At 65.4% G+C, this 18,227-nt stretch carries 13 protein-coding genes, 1 tRNA gene and 2 riboswitches; of the genes, 11 read left to right on the top strand and 3 right to left on the bottom strand.

What is annotated here, in order from left to right:
- Positions 1 to 73: 73 nt before the first annotated feature.
- Positions 74 to 1,798, bottom strand: coding sequence for an ATP-dependent nuclease (locus tag J7024_RS01870; protein WP_234744757.1), 1,725 nt, complete (start codon positions 1,796 to 1,798; stop codon positions 74 to 76).
- 1,312 nt (positions 1,799 to 3,110) lie between these two features.
- Between J7024_RS01870 and J7024_RS01865 the strand changes: the two genes are divergently transcribed.
- The 3 genes from J7024_RS01865 to J7024_RS01855 all read left to right on the top strand — a co-directional run bounded on the left by J7024_RS01865 (position 3,111) and on the right by J7024_RS01855 (position 5,539).
- A protein-coding gene (locus J7024_RS01865; protein ID WP_175752763.1) for an IS3 family transposase occupies positions 3,111 to 4,210 on the top strand; the annotation gives its coding sequence in 2 pieces (ribosomal slippage) (positions 3,111 to 3,363 and positions 3,363 to 4,210; 1,101 coding nt in all).
- A gap of 49 nt (positions 4,211 to 4,259) precedes the next feature.
- The gene (locus J7024_RS01860) at positions 4,260 to 4,595 is read left to right on the top strand and encodes a helix-turn-helix domain-containing protein (protein ID WP_234744756.1); all 336 of its coding nucleotides are present in this window, start codon (positions 4,260 to 4,262) and stop codon (positions 4,593 to 4,595) included.
- Positions 4,508 to 5,539 carry a tyrosine-type recombinase/integrase gene (locus tag J7024_RS01855; protein WP_268837713.1) on the top strand — a complete coding sequence of 344 codons (1,032 nt, stop codon included), beginning with the start codon at positions 4,508 to 4,510 and terminating at the stop codon, positions 5,537 to 5,539. The genes J7024_RS01860 and J7024_RS01855 overlap by 88 nt, the downstream gene beginning before the upstream one ends.
- 54 nt (positions 5,540 to 5,593) lie before the next feature.
- Here J7024_RS01855 and J7024_RS01850 read toward each other — a convergent pair.
- A tRNA-Arg gene (locus tag J7024_RS01850) sits at positions 5,594 to 5,669 on the bottom strand.
- A 250-nt stretch (positions 5,670 to 5,919) separates the two neighbouring features.
- On the opposite strand from J7024_RS01850, the gene J7024_RS01845 reads away from it, so the two are divergent.
- Complete coding sequence (locus J7024_RS01845; protein ID WP_124828806.1) at positions 5,920 to 6,819, top strand: c-type cytochrome; 900 nt, start codon at positions 5,920 to 5,922, stop codon at positions 6,817 to 6,819.
- A gap of 108 nt (positions 6,820 to 6,927) precedes the next feature.
- Here J7024_RS01845 and J7024_RS01840 read toward each other — a convergent pair whose 3' ends face one another.
- Positions 6,928 to 9,015: a UvrD-helicase domain-containing protein gene (locus J7024_RS01840; RefSeq protein ID WP_175751699.1), complete on the bottom strand. Its 2,088-nt coding sequence runs from the start codon at positions 9,013 to 9,015 to the stop codon at positions 6,928 to 6,930.
- 277 nt (positions 9,016 to 9,292) lie between these two features.
- Here J7024_RS01840 and J7024_RS01835 point away from each other — a divergent pair, with 277 nt between their 5' ends.
- The 7 genes from J7024_RS01835 (at position 9,293) to J7024_RS01805 (ending at position 18,204) form a co-directional block, all read left to right on the top strand.
- Complete coding sequence (locus J7024_RS01835; RefSeq protein WP_124828808.1) at positions 9,293 to 10,003, top strand: SGNH/GDSL hydrolase family protein; 711 nt, start codon at positions 9,293 to 9,295, stop codon at positions 10,001 to 10,003.
- Between the two features lie 214 nt (positions 10,004 to 10,217).
- Entirely contained in the window at positions 10,218 to 11,270 is a 1,053-nt protein-coding gene (locus J7024_RS01830) for an oxidoreductase (protein ID WP_175751700.1), read from the top strand.
- Positions 11,271 to 11,483: 213 nt separating this feature from the next.
- Positions 11,484 to 11,849: a hypothetical protein gene (locus J7024_RS01825; protein ID WP_124828810.1), complete on the top strand. Its 366-nt coding sequence runs from the start codon at positions 11,484 to 11,486 to the stop codon at positions 11,847 to 11,849.
- Positions 11,850 to 11,960: 111 nt separating this feature from the next.
- A riboswitch (glycine riboswitch) is annotated at positions 11,961 to 12,063 on the top strand.
- A gap of 32 nt (positions 12,064 to 12,095) precedes the next feature.
- A riboswitch (glycine riboswitch) is annotated at positions 12,096 to 12,227 on the top strand.
- 85 nt (positions 12,228 to 12,312) lie between these two features.
- Positions 12,313 to 13,431: a glycine cleavage system aminomethyltransferase GcvT gene (gene gcvT / locus J7024_RS01820; RefSeq protein WP_124828811.1), complete on the top strand. Its 1,119-nt coding sequence runs from the start codon at positions 12,313 to 12,315 to the stop codon at positions 13,429 to 13,431.
- 114 nt (positions 13,432 to 13,545) lie between these two features.
- Positions 13,546 to 13,926 (top strand): glycine cleavage system protein GcvH, encoded by a 381-nt coding sequence (gene gcvH / locus J7024_RS01815; RefSeq protein ID WP_124828812.1) that lies wholly within the window; start codon positions 13,546 to 13,548, stop codon positions 13,924 to 13,926.
- A gap of 61 nt (positions 13,927 to 13,987) precedes the next feature.
- Positions 13,988 to 16,915, top strand: coding sequence for an aminomethyl-transferring glycine dehydrogenase (gene gcvP / locus J7024_RS01810; RefSeq protein WP_124828813.1), 2,928 nt, complete (start codon positions 13,988 to 13,990; stop codon positions 16,913 to 16,915).
- 152 nt (positions 16,916 to 17,067) lie between these two features.
- Positions 17,068 to 18,204 carry an alginate lyase family protein gene (locus tag J7024_RS01805; protein WP_124828814.1) on the top strand — a complete coding sequence of 379 codons (1,137 nt, stop codon included), beginning with the start codon at positions 17,068 to 17,070 and terminating at the stop codon, positions 18,202 to 18,204.
- Positions 18,205 to 18,227 lie beyond the last annotated feature (23 nt).

The following is an 18,227-nucleotide window of genomic DNA, read 5'->3' as shown; positions in this document are numbered from 1 at the left end:
CCCTACGGGCGATACCATACCCCCGCCGGCGGGGACGGGGCCGTGTCGACTATGAACTCGTGAATTACGTCCGTCACGCCTCTACCACTTCACTGAGGTAGCGCGCTACCTTGCCCGCCAGTCCACGTCCCCAGTTCACCTCTTCGAGGCGGCATGTTCTGGCATGTTCGGCAACGGCCGCTGCGACTGCTGACTTCACGTCGTCCGACAATGCGTCCCACTTCATACCTTGAGCGTCCAATATCCGCTCCATGACGACAGACCATTTCGCACATCTCCGACCTCTCCCTCCGCTTCGCCGCTGCGCGTCGTGAAATTCTTCAGTTGTAATGTCGAAGGCAACAGTCTGTGAAACTGCATTGAGATATATCTCCGGCGCGAACAAGTCTTCAAACTCCGTGTCGGGACAGTCCGGGCGGGCAGCCACCTCGAAGACGTCTTCACGAAGCATGTGCCCCGATTCGCTTACGCGTTTCGCCGCGGCCCGTCCTTCATCATCTCCATCAATGAACACTAGACACGTGGCGGCGTCTCGCGCGAGCGCCCGCACTACTGCAGGAATATTGGCCGCGCCCCCGGCAGACAGCACCTTGACACGCCCTGACGCAAACGCCGTAGCCAGCGCCGCCGATATTCGTCCCAGAACGGAAGGCAGTACTGTTTCCTCGCTCGCCCCTTCAACCACAATCACCACTTCCGCCGTCGTCATGTTTTCGTGCGGCTTTATACCGAGCGATTTCCGAATATCCTCAAGCCTGCCAGCCGCTCGCGCCGTCGAATAAAAATCCCCTTCCCCTCCCGAACTCTCTACGATCACGTTTGCCCTAATATCATCCCTCTGGATCAAAATCGGGGAGTGCGTAGTACACAGCACTTGAAAATCAGACGACAAATTGCGAAGTGCGCCCTTAATTTCATAGATAGCCGATGAATGAAGATGCGCCTCTGGCTCTTCAATTGCAAATATCAAATTCCTTGTGCTCTTTTGCCTTGCAACATATTGCAAAAGTGACATAGAGAAAAGGCTCTTGAATCCGTCACCCTTATGACGAAGTAGAGTTTTTGCACCATCATCTACAATCACGTCACTAACTGAAACTAGACGCTCAAGACTCCAATCCTCAATGGAAAAATTCATTTCCCTTACGGATGGGAGATATTGGCGCAATTCTTCGACGAGCTCTTCCTCGACAACCGCAATTTCTGCCTTCACATCCTCGAAGAGCCTCTCCAACGCCTGAAGGCGTTGCTTACTACGACTGATCCGCGCCAACGCGCCAGATACAACTTCATCATATATCGTTCGGCGAAAATTCGTTACGCCACGCTCGGCTGAAATGTAGACGTATCGAACGTGCTCGGACAACCAGTTGAAAAGCCGCTTTTCGAGCCCCTTTGGCACTCCTGTCAGATAATAACTAGGGCGAAATGATTTACTGATATCGTGCCATTCGAATTTTATTGCGACTGAAATTGTCGGATCAGGTCCCTGATCGGCGTCCTCTTGTATCAGTGCTATATCCTGGTCATCAATGTCCATTTCGACTTTGATTTCTGTCGGCCAACGCCTCCCCGACCTACCTTGATATCGCTTCGGATAATCAATTTCATACGAATACGATCCAAATCTCCTAGCCCGCCCCGTCTCGAAATGCGAAAAAAATACTTCCAACGCACTAAGGACAGTTGATTTTCCCAGGTTATTAGGTCCGGTAACGACAGTAAAGTCCTTAAGTGGAATTGTCACTTGTCTATCAAACGCCCGGTATCTTCGTATTTCAACCTTTGATATTTTCATGCTATCCCCATCGCATTTTTTGTGTCGTTCTTCCGTAGCGCCCTTTGGACACCGTTGTTGATCTAACGTGCCTTCAGTGACCACGTCAGTGTATCGCTACCGTGCACATTCAGGCTTTCGCCTCATCGCCACGGGGCTCCGGATCCCCCACAGTATCCCGGGCAAACGCAGAAAGCGGGGGTTGCATAATCAATGCGCATAAAAGTGCATAGCCGTATCGGCGAGTCAGCCGCGGCGCGGCCCGTGCTGGTCGGGCTCGTGCGGCATGTGCATGCGTGCATAAAAACCGCTCGTTTTGGCGGGCAGGTGGGGAGGGGCTACAACTGCGCGCGCCGGGTCCGCGCCTGCCTCATCCAGCCCGACCCGGCCCTAAAATGCCCCCTGTCGCGCGTCAGCAGGCCCGTCACGGGCCCGCCGCGCTCGGGCGCAGGGGCGAACCTCACACCGGCGTCTAGCCGCCCTACGCCCTCCTGACCCTGCATGCCGCGCGCACGGGCACGGGCGAAAAAAAAGCCGCCGGGCACCGTAGTGCCTGGCGGCTTCTTCTGCGCGACAGCATGGAGGCTGCGTGATCGCTTCTACGCCCTCGCGGCCGCAACGCGGCCGTGCGCCTTACTCGCCTTTTTCCGGCCGCGCAGCGGCCCTGTATTCAGGTTTCCGGTGCGTGCGCCGATGCGCGCAGCAATCGGCGCGCGCGATCGCCCGACCGCCGATTTTCCCGCTTCCCCCCGTACCCCCCGCGAGTGGAAACAGCCGGCGAACGGCGCTGCCCTTAGAGAAGGGGGGCCAGCAAGGCTGTTTTTCACGCGGGGAAGGCGGTGGCAGCGCAGATAACTCGTGGTTTTCGGGGGGTGTCGCTCGTAAGTCCTTGATTCTGGAAGCGAGTGCCGCCATGAGTCACCCCGTTTTTGCCACGAGTCGGGCCGTTTTTGCCACGAGTCTGTTTTTCCGCCGATTGCCCGCCGACCCTTTCTTCTCTCTCTCTAAATTATTGAAAAAGAAGAAGAAAGAATACGTAGAAGGGCGGGAAATCAGCCGGAAAGGCGTGCCACTAGTCGGGCGCGTTTTGCCACTAGTCGCGGACGCTGCCTATTTTTTAGGCCACGAGTCAGAAGGGGGTGCCACGTGTTTTTGATGGCACTAGTGGCACACCGAAATCTTTAAAAATCAATCGCTTATGTTTGAAAAAACGCGCTTGCCATCAATCCACGAGTTGTTCTGCGTGTGCCTCCCCCGCGTCAGTGACCTGAGACGTTTCTTGTAGCCATCCGGCAAGTGAGTTCTCTTTTATCCTATGGACAAGGAGGACTCGATGAAGAAGCGATTTACCGACGAGCAGATCATCCGCATTTTGCGCGAGGCCGAGAGCCGGGATGAGCCGGTGAAGGATCTATGCAAGCGCCACAACATTTCGGAACAGACGTTCTATCGTTGGCGCAACAAGTTCGGCGGGATGGACGTGGCTGACGCTCGTCGGCTCAAGGAGCTGGAATCGGAGAACGATCGGCTCAAGCGCCTGATCGCCGAGCAGATGCTGGTAATCGACGGCCTGAAGGAGTTCAGCCGAAAAAAATGATCACCCCGACGGGCCGGCGCGAAGCGCTGGAAGTCCTGACTCGGCGGGGGCTCTCGCAACGCAAGGCATGTCGCTACCTGGGACTGAGCCGCCGAGTGGCGACCTATACGCTCAAGCAACCGGAGAAGGATCGGAGTTTGGGCGAGAGGCTGATGGCGGCCGCGCAAGAGGTGCCGCGCTTCGGCTATCGCCGGATGTCGGCCTGGCTGGCGTTGAGCGAATCGCGCGTGCGGCGAATGTGGCGAGCCCTTCAGCTCAACATTCCGCGCCGACGTCCTCGCCGACGTCGTTGCGGCGACGACATACGCCTGCCAGGCGCCACACAGCCCAATTCGGTTTGGAGCTATGACTTCGTGCACGATCAACTAGTGGATGGCCGGGCCTTGAAGATGCTATGCGTGATCGATGAATACACCCGCGAGTGTCTGGCGATCGAGGTTGGCGCCAGCCTGCGGTCGCAGGACGTGATCTTGACGCTATCGCGACTCATGCGGCTGTACGGCAAGCCCGCGTTTGTTCGGTCGGACAACGGCGCCGAATTTACCGCTGCCAAGGTCATGCGTTGGCTGCGAGACGCTGCAATCGGTCCGGCCTTCGTTGCGCCTGGCAGTCCATGGCAAAACGGATTCGTCGAAAGCTTCAACGGCAAACTGCGAGACGAATTGCTAAACCGCGAATGGTTCCGCAGCCGCGCCGAGGCCAAGGTGCTCATCGAGCGCTGGCGGCAGTTCTATAACGAGCGCCGGCCCCACAGCGCTCATCGCTACCAACCTCCGGCCACGGTCCGTCGAGCCTGGCTGGATTCCGATAATATCGACGCGAGACTCACTGCCTGACTGGCTACAAAATTCCGCCGCAGGTCATCAGCTCGAAAACGGTGCCCCGATGAACACGATCGACCTGGCTCAGGCCGCCGCGCTGCTCGGCGCCCACCCCGAAACGGTGCGCCTGAAAGCGAAGGCCGGCGATGTACCAGGCCGCAAGGTCGGGAAGCGCTGGATGTTTTCGACGATTGCCCTTGAGCGTTACCTCGCCGGAGAATGGATCCCGCGAGTTGTGCAGGGCGAACGTCCTGGAGAAGTTGAATCATGTCGCTCTACAAACGGAAGACCAGCCCCAACTGGCAATACAAGCTGTACCCCCCTGGCGGCGGAACGCCACTACAAGGCAGCACTGGCACCAGCAACAAAGCGCAGGCCGAAGAATTCCACGACCGGCTGAAGGTCGAGCTGTGGAACCAGGCGAAGCTCGGCGTGCGGCCGCGCTACACCTGGAACGATGCCGTCGTGCGGTACGTCAGCGACCGCGAAGGGCTCTCGAGCCTGGCGACGTCGAAGACCCATCTGCGCTGGCTCGACCAGCACCTGTCGGGCGTGGCCCTGGCCGACATCAACCGCGATCGCATCGACGCGATCGCCCTGGCGAAGAGGAGGGAACCGAAAGTCATCCGCACCAAGCACCGCGTCATCGTCACCGACCAGACCGCCAGTGCGGGCACGGTGAGGCGCGTGATCGGCGTGCTGATGGCGGTGTTGAATGCGGCCGTCGCGTGGGAATGGCTCGACCGCGCGCCGGTGATGAAGCGAACGAAGAGCGCCGCGAAGCGGATCCGCTGGCTGACGCAGCCCCAGGCCGAGCGGCTGCTCGCCGAGCTGCCGGATCACCTGGCCGAGATGGCGCGGTTCGCCCTCGAGACCGGCCTGCGTCGTTCGAACGTGACCGGGCTGCAGTGGTCGCAGGTCGACATCGTGCGGCGGGTCGCCTGGATCCATCCGGACCAGGCGAAGGCGAAGAAGGCGATCACGGTGCCGCTGTCCGATACGGCGATCGCGGTGCTGCTGCGCCAGCGCGCAAAGAAGCGTGCGCCCGAGTACGTCGACAGCGTGTTCGTCTACCACGGCCGGCCGGTCAACCAGACCGTGACCGAAGCCTGGCGCAAGGCGTTGAAGCGGGCCGGGATCCGTGACTTCCGGTGGCACGATCTGCGCCACACCTGGGCGAGCTGGCACGTGCAACGCGGCACGCCGCTGCAGGTGCTGAAGGAGCTGGGAGGTTGGGAGACGTTCGAGATGGTGCAGCGGTATGCGCACCTGTCGGCGGATCACCTGGCGCAGTGGGTCACGCCGCTGACGGCCGAGCCGACGCCGAGGCTAGCTGCAATTTAGCTGCAATGAGACTGTCCGACGAGGGAAGGAAACTGCTGAGAGCCTTGATAGGCTTGGCGCGCCCGGCTGGGATCGAACCAGCAACCCCTGCCTTCGGAGGGCAGTACTCTATCCATTGAGCTACGGGCGCCTGTGACAGTGAAACGACCCCAATAAACCGGCCGCCCACCATTGGCAAGACGGCAAGGATACCCGGTTTCCCATGACGCGTCCACCTTCCCGCCGAATCCCTGCCAGTGCGCCATTCGTGCGGGTAAACACGCGCCATCGCGCCGCTCGCCGTGATGTAAACGTTCCGTCTATAATCGACCGTGCTTCATTGGATTGCCATTTGCCGTTGCACCGCGCTCACAATTCCTATTCACGGAGACGAGGCAAGCATGAGCGAAGCACCCCACGAATCTCCCGTCAAAACTCCCGGGCAGTTGATTGCCGTCATCATCGCGTCGTTCGCGATTCCGATCGCCCTGATCGTCCTCTTTGCCAACTATGCCAACCATGCGTTCCGTTCGGGCGCCGGCACGGATGCGCTATCCGACGAACAGGTCGCCGCACGTATCGCGCCGATCGCACAGGTCACCGTGAAGGACGCCAATGCGCCGCGCACGTACAAGACCGGCGAGGAGGTCTACAAGGCGGTCTGCGTGACATGTCACGGCACGGGCGCCGCGGGTGCGCCAAAGTTCGGGAACAAGGATGACTGGGCGCCGCGCATCGCGCAGGGCTTCGACACGCTGCTGAAAACGGCGCTGTCCGGCAAGGGCGCGATGCCGCCGCGCGGCGGCACGAGCCCCGACGACGTCAGCGACTATGAAATCGCCCGCGCGATCGTCTACATGGCGAACAACGACGGCGCGAACTTCCCCGAACCGGCCGCACCGGCCGCGAATGCAGCGCCGGCGGCAGGCGGAGCATCGGGCGCAGCAGGCGCATCGGGCGCCGATGCATCGAACGCGCAAGCCGCCGCCGCGATGGCCGCGATCGCCGCGATTCCGAAAGCCGGCGAAACGCCTGCGGCCGCGCCGACCAGCGCCGACGCCGCATCGGCCGGCAAGGCGCTGTACACGCAGGTGTGCCAGGCATGTCACGCAGCCGGCGTGCTCGGCGCGCCGAAGTTCGGCAGCAAGGATGACTGGGCGCCGCGCCTGAAGGATCCGATGGACACCATCTACAACTATGCGCTGCACGGCAAGGGCGCGATGCCGCCGAAGGGCGGGTCGAACGCGTCCGACGCCGACGTGAAGGCGGCCGTCGACTACATGGTCAACGCTGCGAAGTAACGCCCGCCGACTCACCGGCCAGAAAAAACCCCCGCGGTGCACGCGCATCGCGGGGGTTTTGTTTTGGCGGCGAGTCGACCGGACGTCAGGCCGCCGCGGCAAGCCGCGTCACTTCTGCAGCAGCGCCTTCAGGCTCGCGAGCCGATCCTTCGGCGTCATCGGCGCCTCTTCCGGCGTGGGCGGCGGCGCTTCGTCGAGCCCCATCTCCGGGATGAAGCGCGACGGCTCGCACACGACCGTCTCGCGCGCCCGCTTGCGCTTCTTGCACCAGTTCAGGTGCAGGCTGCGCTGCGCGCGCGTGATCGCGACGTACATCAGCCGGCGCTCCTCCTCGATCCGCTCGCTGTCGATCGGGCCGTCGTCCTCGCTGCCGCCGCGGTGCGGCATGATGCCCTCCTCGACGCCGACCAGGAACACGTGCGGATATTCGAGCCCCTTCGACGCATGGACGGTCGACAGCCGCACGGCGTCCGGATCCTCGTCCTTGCCCTCGAGCATCGACATCAGCGCGACGGTCTGGATCAGGCCAAGCAGGTTCTTGCCGGTGTCCGCCAGCCCGTCCGCGTTGTGGAAACCTTCGGCCTCGCCGTCGACGGCCTCCGTCTCGGGCTTGGTGCCCTTGCGCTTGAGCCACTCGAGGAATTCGAGCACGTTCTGCCACTTCGACTGCGCCTGCCGTTCGTCGAACGCGTCGTACAGGTAAGCCTCGTAGTGGATGGCTTCCATCATGTCGTCGAGCACGACGGTCGCGGGTTCCTTGTCCGCGCGATCGGTGAGGCGCTGGATGAAGTCGCAGAACATCCGCAGCGGCTCGACCTGGCGCGCGGACAACCGCGCCTCGATCCCGCCCATGTACACGGCCTCGAACAGCGACACCTTGGCCTGGCCCGCGAACGAGCCGAGCGCTTCGAGCGTGGTGTTGCCGATCCCGCGGCGCGGCGTCGTGACCGCGCGGATGAACGCGGGATCGTCGTCGGCGTTCGCGATCAGGCGCAGGTATGCGCACAGATCCTTGATCTCGGCCTTGTCGAAGAACGACTGGCCGCCCGACAGCACGTACGGGATCCGCTCGCGTCGCAGCACCTGCTCGAAGATCCGTGCCTGGAAGTTGCCGCGATACAGGATCGCGTAGTCGCGAAACTGCGCGCGCCGCTCGAACTTGTGCGCGGACAGCCGGAACACGACCGACTCGGCTTCATGCTCCTCGTCGTTGCACGGCGTGACGGTGATCGAATCGCCCATCCCGTGCTCGGACCACAGCTTCTTCTCGAACAGCTTCGGGTTGTTCGCGATCACGTTGTTCGCGGCGGTCAGGATCCGCACCGTCGACCGGTAGTTCTGCTCGAGCTTGATCACGTGCAGCTTCGGGAAATCCTTGCCGAGCTGCGCGAGGTTTTCGAGCGTCGCGCCGCGCCATCCGTAGATCGCCTGGTCATCGTCGCCCACGGCCGTGAACGCGGCGCGCGGGCCGGCAAGCAGCTTCAGCAGCTCGTACTGGCACGCGTTGGTGTCCTGGTATTCGTCGATCAGCAGATAGCGCAGCTTGTTCTGCCAGCGGTCGCGCACCTGCTCGTTCTTCGCGAACAGCTCGGCCGGCAGGCGGATCAGGTCGTCGAAGTCGACCGCCTGGTACGCATGCAGCGTCGCGACGTAGTTGCGGTAGACCAGCGCCGCCTGGTGCTCGTCCTCGTTGGCCGCGATCGTCATCGCCTCCTCGGGCATGATCAGGCCGTTCTTCCACAGCGAGATGGTGCTCTGGATCTTGCGGATCAGGCCCTTGTCGGTCGTGCCGATCTGCTCCTGGATCATCCCGAAGCAGTCGTCCGAATCCATGATCGAGAACTGCGGCTTCAGGCCGACGTGCTCGGCCTCCTGACGCAGGATCTGCACGCCGAGCGAGTGGAACGTACACACGGTGAGCTGGTTGACGGGCACCTTGCGGCCTTCCTTGCCGGGCGTGGTGAGCGTCTTGCCCTCCAGCAGCTTCGAGACGCGCTCGCGCATTTCGGCAGCCGCCTTGTTCGTGAACGTGACGGCCGCGATGTGGCGCGGCTCGAAGCCTTTGGCTTCGATCAGGTGCGCGATCTTCTGCGTGATCACGCGGGTCTTGCCGCTGCCCGCGCCGGCGAGCACGAGGCAGGGACCGTCGAGGTAGCGCACCGCTTCGTTCTGAGCGGGGTTGAGGCCTGCGGACATGATGGCGGATGATGTTGCGGTTGACGGCGGGACGCCGGGAGGATGCCGCGCGCGGCGGGCCTGAAATGCAGGCGGACACACGGGCAGGACGCGCATGTTAACACGTCGGCGGCGCGGATTTCGGGAGCGCCGCCGGACGGGGCCGCGCAGGCAGGGGGCCGTTCCGTCCCCTATCCGAACGGTCAATCCGGCCCCGAGTGCGGCGCGATCGGCCACAATGCACGGACGTCGGCGCGCCCCCGCGCCGCGCCCGCATGCACGCCACCGGATCGACTTCATGGGATACCCGCTCGCCACCGCCGCCCTCGGCCCGCTGCTTTTCCTCCAGGGGCGCCACGTGCGCCGCGTCACGCCGCGCCTGCCCGAAGCGGCAGGCCCGCGCGACGGCGTCGCCGGCGACGGCCCGCCGCTGCGCGTGCTGGTGGTCGGCGATTCGGCCGCCGCGGGCGTCGGCGTGGCGACGCAGCACGATGCGCTGTCCGGGCAGCTGGCGCGCACGCTGGCGGCCACGCACCGGGTCGGCTGGAAGCTGCTCGCGCGCACGGGCCTCACCACGCGGGAACTCGTCGACTGGCTCGCGACCGAACCAGCCGAGCCGTTCGACGTGGCGGTGACGTCGCTCGGCGTCAACGACGTGACGGGCGGCGTGCCGCCGGCGCGCTGGCAGGCTCAGCAGGCCGAGCTCGTGCGGCTGCTCGCGGCACGCTTTCAGGCGGGGCACGTGATCCTGTCGGCGGTGCCGCCGATGGAGCGCTTTCCGGCGCTGCCGCAACCGCTCGCGTGGTATCTCGGGCTGCGCGCGAAACGGCTCAACGCGGCGCTCGCCGATTGGGCCGCGACGCAGCCTCACTGCACGTTCCTGCGCGTCGCGCTGCCGCTCGAGCGCCACCTGATGGCCGCCGACGGCTTCCATCCCGGCGCAGCGGCATGCTCGGCCTGGGCCGCGCAGGTCGCGAGCGCAGTACTGCGGCAGCGGGCCGGTGCATGACGCGGGCCGGCGCCGCCCCACCGGCCGGAAGCGCCCGGCACCATCCGGCGTCACGCAAAATGCCAGCCTCATCCGCGCATGCCCCGTGCCGAACCGCGCGTTTTGCCGAACGCGCCGGTACACGCCGTCGCGCCGTGCCAAAATAGCCGGTCGTGCCCGCGCCTTCGCGGCGCGCCATCCATCCTTTCGTTTCGTTCGCAGCCAGGGATTTGCCATGTCGTCATTGCTCAGGATTGGTTTGATGGGTTTCGGTTTCGCCGGCGCGACGTTCCACGCGCCCGTGATCGCCACGAGCGGCCGCACCGAGGTCGCCGCGATCGCGACGGGCCAGGCCGATCGCGCGCGCGCCGCGTATCCGGGCGCGCGCATCGTCCCCGATCTCGATACGCTGCTCGGCCTCGATGACATCGACTGCGTGGTGATCGCCACGCCCAACGACACGCACTTCGCGCTCGCGCGTCAGGTGCTCGAAGCCGGCCGCCACGTCGTGGTCGACAAGCCCGTCACGCTCACCGCCGACGAAGCGCTCGCGCTCGCGCGGCTCGCGAATGCACGCAGCCGCCTGTTCGCACCGTTCCACAACCGCCGCTGGGACGGCGACTTCCTCACCGTGCGCCGCATCGTCGAATCGGGCGAACTCGGCCGGCTCACTTATTTCACGTCGCACTTCGACCGCTTCCGGCCGACCCCGCGCACGCGCTGGCGCGAGGAGCCCGCGCGCGGCGGCGGCCTGCTGCTGGACCTCGGCCCGCACCTGATCGACCAGGCGCTCGCGCTGTTCGGGCTGCCCGAGACGGTGAGTGCGACGGTCAAGACGCGCCGCGACAACGGCACGGCGCCCGACTTCGTGCACCTGCTGCTCGGCTATCCGGACAAGGACGTCGCGCTGCACGCCAGTGCGCTGTCGGCGATCGAGCCCGCCCGCTTCACGCTGCACGGCACGCGCGGCAGCTATCAGAAGTTCGGGCTCGACACGCAGGAAGACCAGTTGAAAGCCGGCCTCACGCCGGACGACGTCGAATTCGGCGGCGGCAATCCCCCCGGCGTACTGCGCGTACTCGACGGCGAAGTCGAGATCGAACGGCCGGTGCCCACGCTCGACGGCCAGTACGCAGAGTTCTACCGCGCGCTCGCCGCGTCGGTCCACGACGGCGCGCCGTTCCCGGTCACGCCGCAGGACGCCGTCGACGTGATGACGATCATCGAGCTCGCAGCACAGAGCGAGCACGACGGCCGCCGGGTACCCTTCGTGCGCCGGATGGTCTGACGGCTGCCGGCCGGGTCAGTGCCGATCGGGCCGCACGCTGCCCCCGCCCCGTGCGTTGCCGCACAGCACGCGGGCAGACCCCACGCGGCGCCACTGCGGTGGCGCCGTTCCGAACATTCCGTTACAAATGGTGCGGGAACGCAAGTCAGCGGTGAGCCGGTCTGACGCGTTTCTCAAAAAGTCGATCCGACACCAAACCGTCAGGAGAATGTGATGCAACGGTTGATTCGCGCAGCGGCATGCTGCGTCCTGGTTTCCTCGCTCGCGGCCTGTGTCGTGCAGCCGCAGCGGCCGGCGCGACAGGCGCCGCCACCACCGCGGCCGAACCCGCAAGTCGTCGCGAACGATCGCCTGCAGGAGATCCAGGGCCGGATCGACAACCTGCACCGCCGGATCGATGCGCGCGTGAACGGCGGCTACTACCCGCCGCCGTACGGTGCGCAGCTGCACCACCGCCTCGACGTCATCCGCCAGGAGTCGAACGACATGTCGGCGCAGCACGGCGGCGGCCTGTCCGGCGACGAGCAGCGCGTGCTGAACCAGGAACTCGACACTGCCGCGCGCGCGATCGGCGAGTAACGCCGGCGCCCGCCGGCGGCGAAAAAGCGGCGGCACCCCATGCCGCCGCTTGTCGCAAAGCGACATTTTTTTGCTCAAATTGACAATGCCCACCCGCTCGCGTACAGTCGCCCGCACGCGTCGGGAGAGCGTGTGACCGCGTAGCTGTAACGCCGGTCGCGCCGCCGAAGGGGCACACCCGCAAACTCTCAGGCAAAAGGACCGACCGCGTCGGGGAATCCCGTCCGCGCATCGCGCGGGCCGCACTCCCTGCACTCTGGAGAGCGGCAGTAGCCCGTTGCGCATATGCAGCGCGGGCAAGCTGCCCACCGAAGGGGCGCGCGTTCGCCGGCTTTGCCGCAGCGCAATCTCTCAGGTATCGAGGACAGAGGGGCATGTACCGGATCGCTCGCAGGCCACACAGCCGCAGTGGTCGGCACATGGCCGTTCTGACCCGCGCGCAAGCGCCTTGCCTGAGGCCTCGATGACTGCACTGAATCACACCCCGCTCAACGCCGCGCACCGCGCGCTCAATGCCCGCATGGTCGACTTCGGCGGCTGGGACATGCCCGTCAACTACGGCTCGCAGATCGAAGAACACGAAGCCGTGCGCACCGACGCCGGCATGTTCGACGTGTCGCACATGTGCGTCGTCGATTTCACCGGCAGCCGCGTGCGCGCATTCTTCGAGCACGCGATCGCGAACAACGTCGGCAAGCTCAGGATCCCCGGCAAGGCGCTCTACTCGTGCCTGCTCAATCCGCAGGGCGGCGTCATCGACGACCTGATCGTCTATTACTTCACCGAAGACTTCTTCCGCGTCGTCGTCAACGCAGGCACGGCCGAGAAAGACATCGCGTGGTTCAACCAGCTCAACGAACAAGGCGGTTACGGCCTGACCATCGCGCCGCGCCGCGATTTCGCGATCGTCGCCGTCCAGGGCCCGAACGCACGCGAAAAAACCTGGACGACGGTGCCCGCCGCACGCGCCGCGACCAGCGAACTGAAGCCGTTCAACGCCGCGCAGGTCGCCGGCACGCCGTTCGGCGATCTCACCATCGCACGCACCGGCTACACCGGTGAAGACGGCTTCGAAGTGATCGTCCCGGCCGTGCACGTGGAAGCGCTGTGGAACGCGCTGCAGCAGAACGGCGTGCGCCCGTGCGGGCTCGGCGCGCGCGACACGCTGCGCCTCGAGGCCGGCATGAACCTGTACGGCCAGGACATGGACGACAACGTGTCGCCGCTCGACGCGGGCCTCGCGTGGACGGTCGACCTGTCGGCGCCGCGCGAATTCGTCGGCCGCGCCGCGCTCGAGCGCGACGGCTCGCGTGCCGCATTCGTCGGCCTGATCCTGCAAAAGGAAAACGGCAAGGCGGGCGGTGTGCTGCGCGCACACCAGAAAGTCGTCACGCCGCACGGCGAAGGCGAAATCACGAGCGGCACGTTCTCGCCGTCGATGCAGGAATCGATCGCGTTCGCACGCGTGCCGGCAGCCGTCCAGGTCGGCGACACCGTTCATGTGCAGATTCGAGACAAGCAACTTCCCGCGCGCGTGGTAAAACTGCCGTTCGTGCGCAACGGCAAGGTCCTCGCTGCGTAACGACCGGGGGCGCCGACTCCCGGAAAGCCGGGAAATGGCGCCCGGCGCAACCACACCCGGCGCGCCCGGCGGCGCGCCAGCATAACGAACACACCTTTTATCCAGGAGCATCCGATGAGCAACGTCCCGGCCGATCTGAAGTACACCGACGAACACGAGTGGATCCGCACCGAAGCCGACGGCACGCTGACGGTCGGCATCACCGATCACGCGCAGAACACGCTCGGCGACATCGTCTTTCTCGAGCTGCCGCAAGTCGGCAAGTCGGTGCAGGAAGGCGACGCCGTCGGCGTCGTCGAATCGGTGAAGGCGGCATCCGACATCTACTCGCCGGTGTCCGGCGAGATCATCGCCATCAACGAAGAAGCCGTCGACTCGCCGGAAGAAGTGAACAGCGACGCGTACGACACGTGGCTCTTCAAGATCAAGCTCGCGGCCGGCGCGTCGACCGACAAGCTGATCGACGCTGACGCCTACAGCAAGCTGATCGACTAATTTTCCTTACCCGAACCGCGCGGGCCGGCCAGCCGGCCTCGCGCGGGACCAGAGTCACGCCATGAAGCTCGAACACCCGGACCGCCTGATGAACCGCACGCCCCTCTCGCTCGCCGCGCTCGAAACGCACGACGCGTTCGCAGAACGCCACATCGGCCCCGATGCCGCCAGCCAGCAGGCCATGCTCGACACGCTCGGCTTCGCGTCGCGCGCCGCCCTGATGGACGCCGTGATCCCGGCCTCGATCCGCCGCGCCGAAACGCTGCCGCTCGGCCCGTTCGCGCAACCGAAGAGCGAGGCAGAAGCCCTCGCCGCGCTGCGCGCTCTCGCGGACAAGAATCAGGTGTTCCGCTCGTATATCGGCCAGGGCTACTACGACTCGCACACGCCGGCCGTGATCCTGCGCAACGTGCTCGAAAACCCGGCGTGGTACACGGCTTACACGCCGTACCAGCCCGAAATTTCCCAGGGTCGCCTCGAAGCGCTCCTGAACTTCCAGCAGATGGTCGCCGACCTGACCGGTCTCGCGATCTCGAACGCGTCGCTGCTCGACGAAGCCACCGCCGCGGCCGAAGCGATGACGCTGCTGCAGCGCACCGGCAAGCCGAAGTCGAACGTGTTCTACGTCGCTGACGACGTGCTGCCGCAAACGCTTGAAGTGATCCGCACGCGCGCGCTGCCGGTCGGCATCGAAGTGAAGACCGGCCCGGCCGCCGATGCCGCGCAAGCGAACGCGTTCGGCGTGCTGCTGCAATACCCGGGCGTCAACGGCGACGTGCGCGACTACCGCGCGCTCACCGAGGCCATCCACGCGGCCGGCGGCCATGTCGTCGTCGCGGCCGACCTGCTCGCGCTCACCGTGCTCACGCCGCCCGGCGAATGGGGGGCGGACGTCGCGGTCGGCAACACGCAGCGCTTCGGCGTGCCGATGGGCTTCGGCGGCCCGCACGCCGCGTATCTCGCGGTGCGTGACGAATTCAAGCGCCAGATGCCGGGCCGCCTCGTCGGCGTGACCGTCGACGCGCAGGGCAAGCCCGCGCTGCGCCTTGCGCTGCAGACGCGCGAACAGCACATCCGCCGCGAGAAGGCGACGTCGAACGTGTGTACCGCGCAGGCGCTGCTCGCGATCATGGCGAGCATGTACGCGGTCTACCACGGCCCGCACGGCCTGAAGACGATCGCGCTGCGCGTGAACCGCATCGCGGCGCTGCTCGCCGCCGGCGTGAAGCACCTCGGCTTCGCGACCGTCAACGATACGTTCTTCGACACGCTGACGATCGACACCGGCGCGCGCACCGCGCAGGTCCATCAACTCGCGAAGGACAAGCGCATCAACCTGCGCCGCGTGAGCGACACGCAAGTCGGCGTGTCGGTCGACGAAACGACGACCCGTGACGACCTCGCCGATCTCCTCGCCGTGTTCGCACAGGCGGCCGGCGGCACCGCGCCGACCGTCGACGCGCTGGACGCAGGCCTCGCCGGCGTCGCCGCGCTGCCTGCCGGCCTCGAGCGCACGAGCACGTACCTGACGCACCACGTGTTCAACCGTCACCATTCCGAAACCGAAATGCTGCGCTACCTGCGCAGCCTGTCGGACAAGGATCTCGCGCTCGACCGCTCGATGATCCCGCTCGGCTCGTGCACGATGAAGCTGAACGCGACGTCGGAAATGCTGCCCGTCACGTGGCCCGAATTCGGCCGGATCCACCCGTTCGCACCGGCCGAGCAGACCGTCGGCTACCGCGAGATGATCGACCAGCTCGAGCAGATGCTCGTCGCGGCCACCGGCTACGCGGCCGTGTCGCTGCAGCCGAACGCCGGCTCGCAGGGCGAGTACGCGGGCCTGCTGGTCATCCACGCTTACCACGCATCGCGCGGCGAAGCACATCGCGACGTGTGCCTGATCCCGGCATCCGCGCACGGCACGAATCCGGCCTCCGCGCACATGGCCGGCATGAAGGTCGTGGTCGTCGCGTGCGACGCGCAGGGCAACGTCGACATCGCCGACCTGAAGGCGAAGGCCGAACAGCATTCGAACGACCTCGCGGCGATCATGATCACGTATCCGTCGACGCACGGCGTGTTCGAACAGAACGTCCGCGAGATCTGCGAGATCGTCCATGCGCACGGCGGCCAGGTGTACGTCGACGGCGCGAACATGAACGCGATGGTCGGCCTGACCGCGCCGGGCCAGTTCGGCGGCGACGTATCGCACCTGAACCTGCACAAGACCTTCTGCATCCCGCACGGCGGCGGCGGCCCGGGCGTCGGCCCGGTCGCGGTCGGCGCGCACCTCGCGAAGTTCCTGCCGAACCAGCGCTCGACCGGCTACACGCGCGCGGAAGACGGCATCGGCGCGGTGTCGGCGGCACCTTACGGCTCGGCGTCGATCCTGCCGATCTCGTGGATGTACATCGCGATGATGGGCGCGAAGAACCTGACCGCAGCCACCGAAACCGCGATCCTCAACGCGAACTACATCGCGAAGCGCCTCGCGCCGCACTACCCGGTGCTGTATTCGGGCCCGGGCGGGCTGGTCGCGCACGAGTGCATTCTCGACCTGCGTCCGATCAAGGAAACCAGCGGCATCAGCGTCGACGACGTCGCGAAGCGCCTGATGGACTACGGCTTCCACGCGCCGACGATGAGCTTCCCGGTGCCGGGCACGCTGATGGTCGAGCCGACCGAATCGGAATCGCAGGAAGAACTCGACCGCTTCATCGCCGCGATGATCGCGATCCGCGACGAAATCCGCGCCGTCGAGGAAGGCCGCGCCGATCGCGAGGACAACCCGCTGCGTCACGCGCCGCACACGGCAGCCGTCGTCACCGCGAACGAATGGCCGCACGCGTACTCGCGCGAGCAGGCTGCGTACCCGGTCGCGTCGCTGGGCACGAACAAGTACTGGCCGCCGGTCGGCCGTGCGGACAACGCCTACGGCGACCGCAACCTGTTCTGCTCGTGCGTGCCCATGTCGGAGTACGCATAACGCCTGCCTCACCCCGGAGTCCGGCCGTGACCACACCGCACGCAACCGCCGGTTGCGTGCGGTTTTTGCGTTCATCTCCCGACCATCCGGTTCACGCTCGCCCGCCAATCCGGCTAACATCAAACGCGATCCAGCCAATCAAGGAGTTCCGCATGGTGCGTCCGATGTTTCCGGGCCATGGTGCAGTGCCGAAGCGGGTGCGCACGCGCCGTTTCGCGCCGCTGCTCGTCGCGTCGCTGTCGTTTGCCGCTGCCGGCCTCGGCGCGGCCGGCAATGCACATGCCGCGATGAATTTCTGCGCGGCGCCCGCATTGCAGGCAAGCGAGACGACGCAGGCAGAGCCGGGCGTGCAGGCGCTGATCCGCAGCGTCGACGCGCACATCGGCGACCAGCCGAAGGCGATGGCGCGCGTGCACACCGAGGACACGCTGCCGCACGAAGGGATCTACGACCAGAGTGCCGAAGCGCTGAAGGACATGGAGCTGATGCGCGACGCCGCGCTCGCATGGCGCGTGACGAATGCGCCGCGCTATCTGCAGCTCGTCGACCGTTTCCTGTCCGCGTGGGTTTCGACTTACCAGCCGAGCTTCAACCCGATCGACGAGACGCGCCTCGACAGCCTGATCATCGCGTACGACATGACGGCGAGCGCGCTGCCGGTCAAGACGCGCAATGCGACGGCGACCTTCATCGCGAAGCTGGGCGCCGGCTACGTCGCGCAGGTGGACGCACAGAAGCGGCCGCTCACAGGCACCTGGCGCAACAACTGGCAGAGCCACCGGATCAAGCTGATCGCGCTGTCCGCGTTCACGCTCGGCGACCGCAAGATGATGAACGCCGCGCAACGGCTGTTCGTCGAGCATCTCGCGGACAACATCGGCCCGGACGGCAAGACCTGGGATTTCGACGAGCGCGACGCGCTGCATTACGCGGTGTACGACCTGCAGCCGCTGGTGACGGCCGCGCTGGCCGCGCGCCGCTTCAACCGCAACTGGCTGCGCGAGCGCGGCTCGAACGGCGCGACGCTCGCGGCGGCGCTCGACTGGCTCGTGCCGTATGCGCTCGGCGAGAAGACCCACGAGGAATTCGTGAATTCGCCGGTGCCGTTCGACGCGAAACGTCGCGAAGCCGGCTTGCCCGGCTACACAGGGCAGTGGGACCCGAAAAACGCCACCGAACTCTTTCATCTGGCCGCGCGGCTCGACGGGCGCTATGCCCGCGTCGCGCGGCAGCTATCCCCCATGCCGCCCGCATGGCTCGCCGCGTGCCTGCCATTGCAGGCGCGGTAGTATTTATAAAGCAAGGCAGGAAT

It is taken from the genome of Burkholderia sp. WTPI3 (genome assembly GCF_021483755.1).
Taxonomy (GTDB): domain Bacteria; phylum Pseudomonadota; class Gammaproteobacteria; order Burkholderiales; family Burkholderiaceae; genus Burkholderia.
The sequence above is the reverse complement of the archived record's forward strand: the minus strand, read 5'-3'. Positions and strand labels throughout refer to the sequence as shown.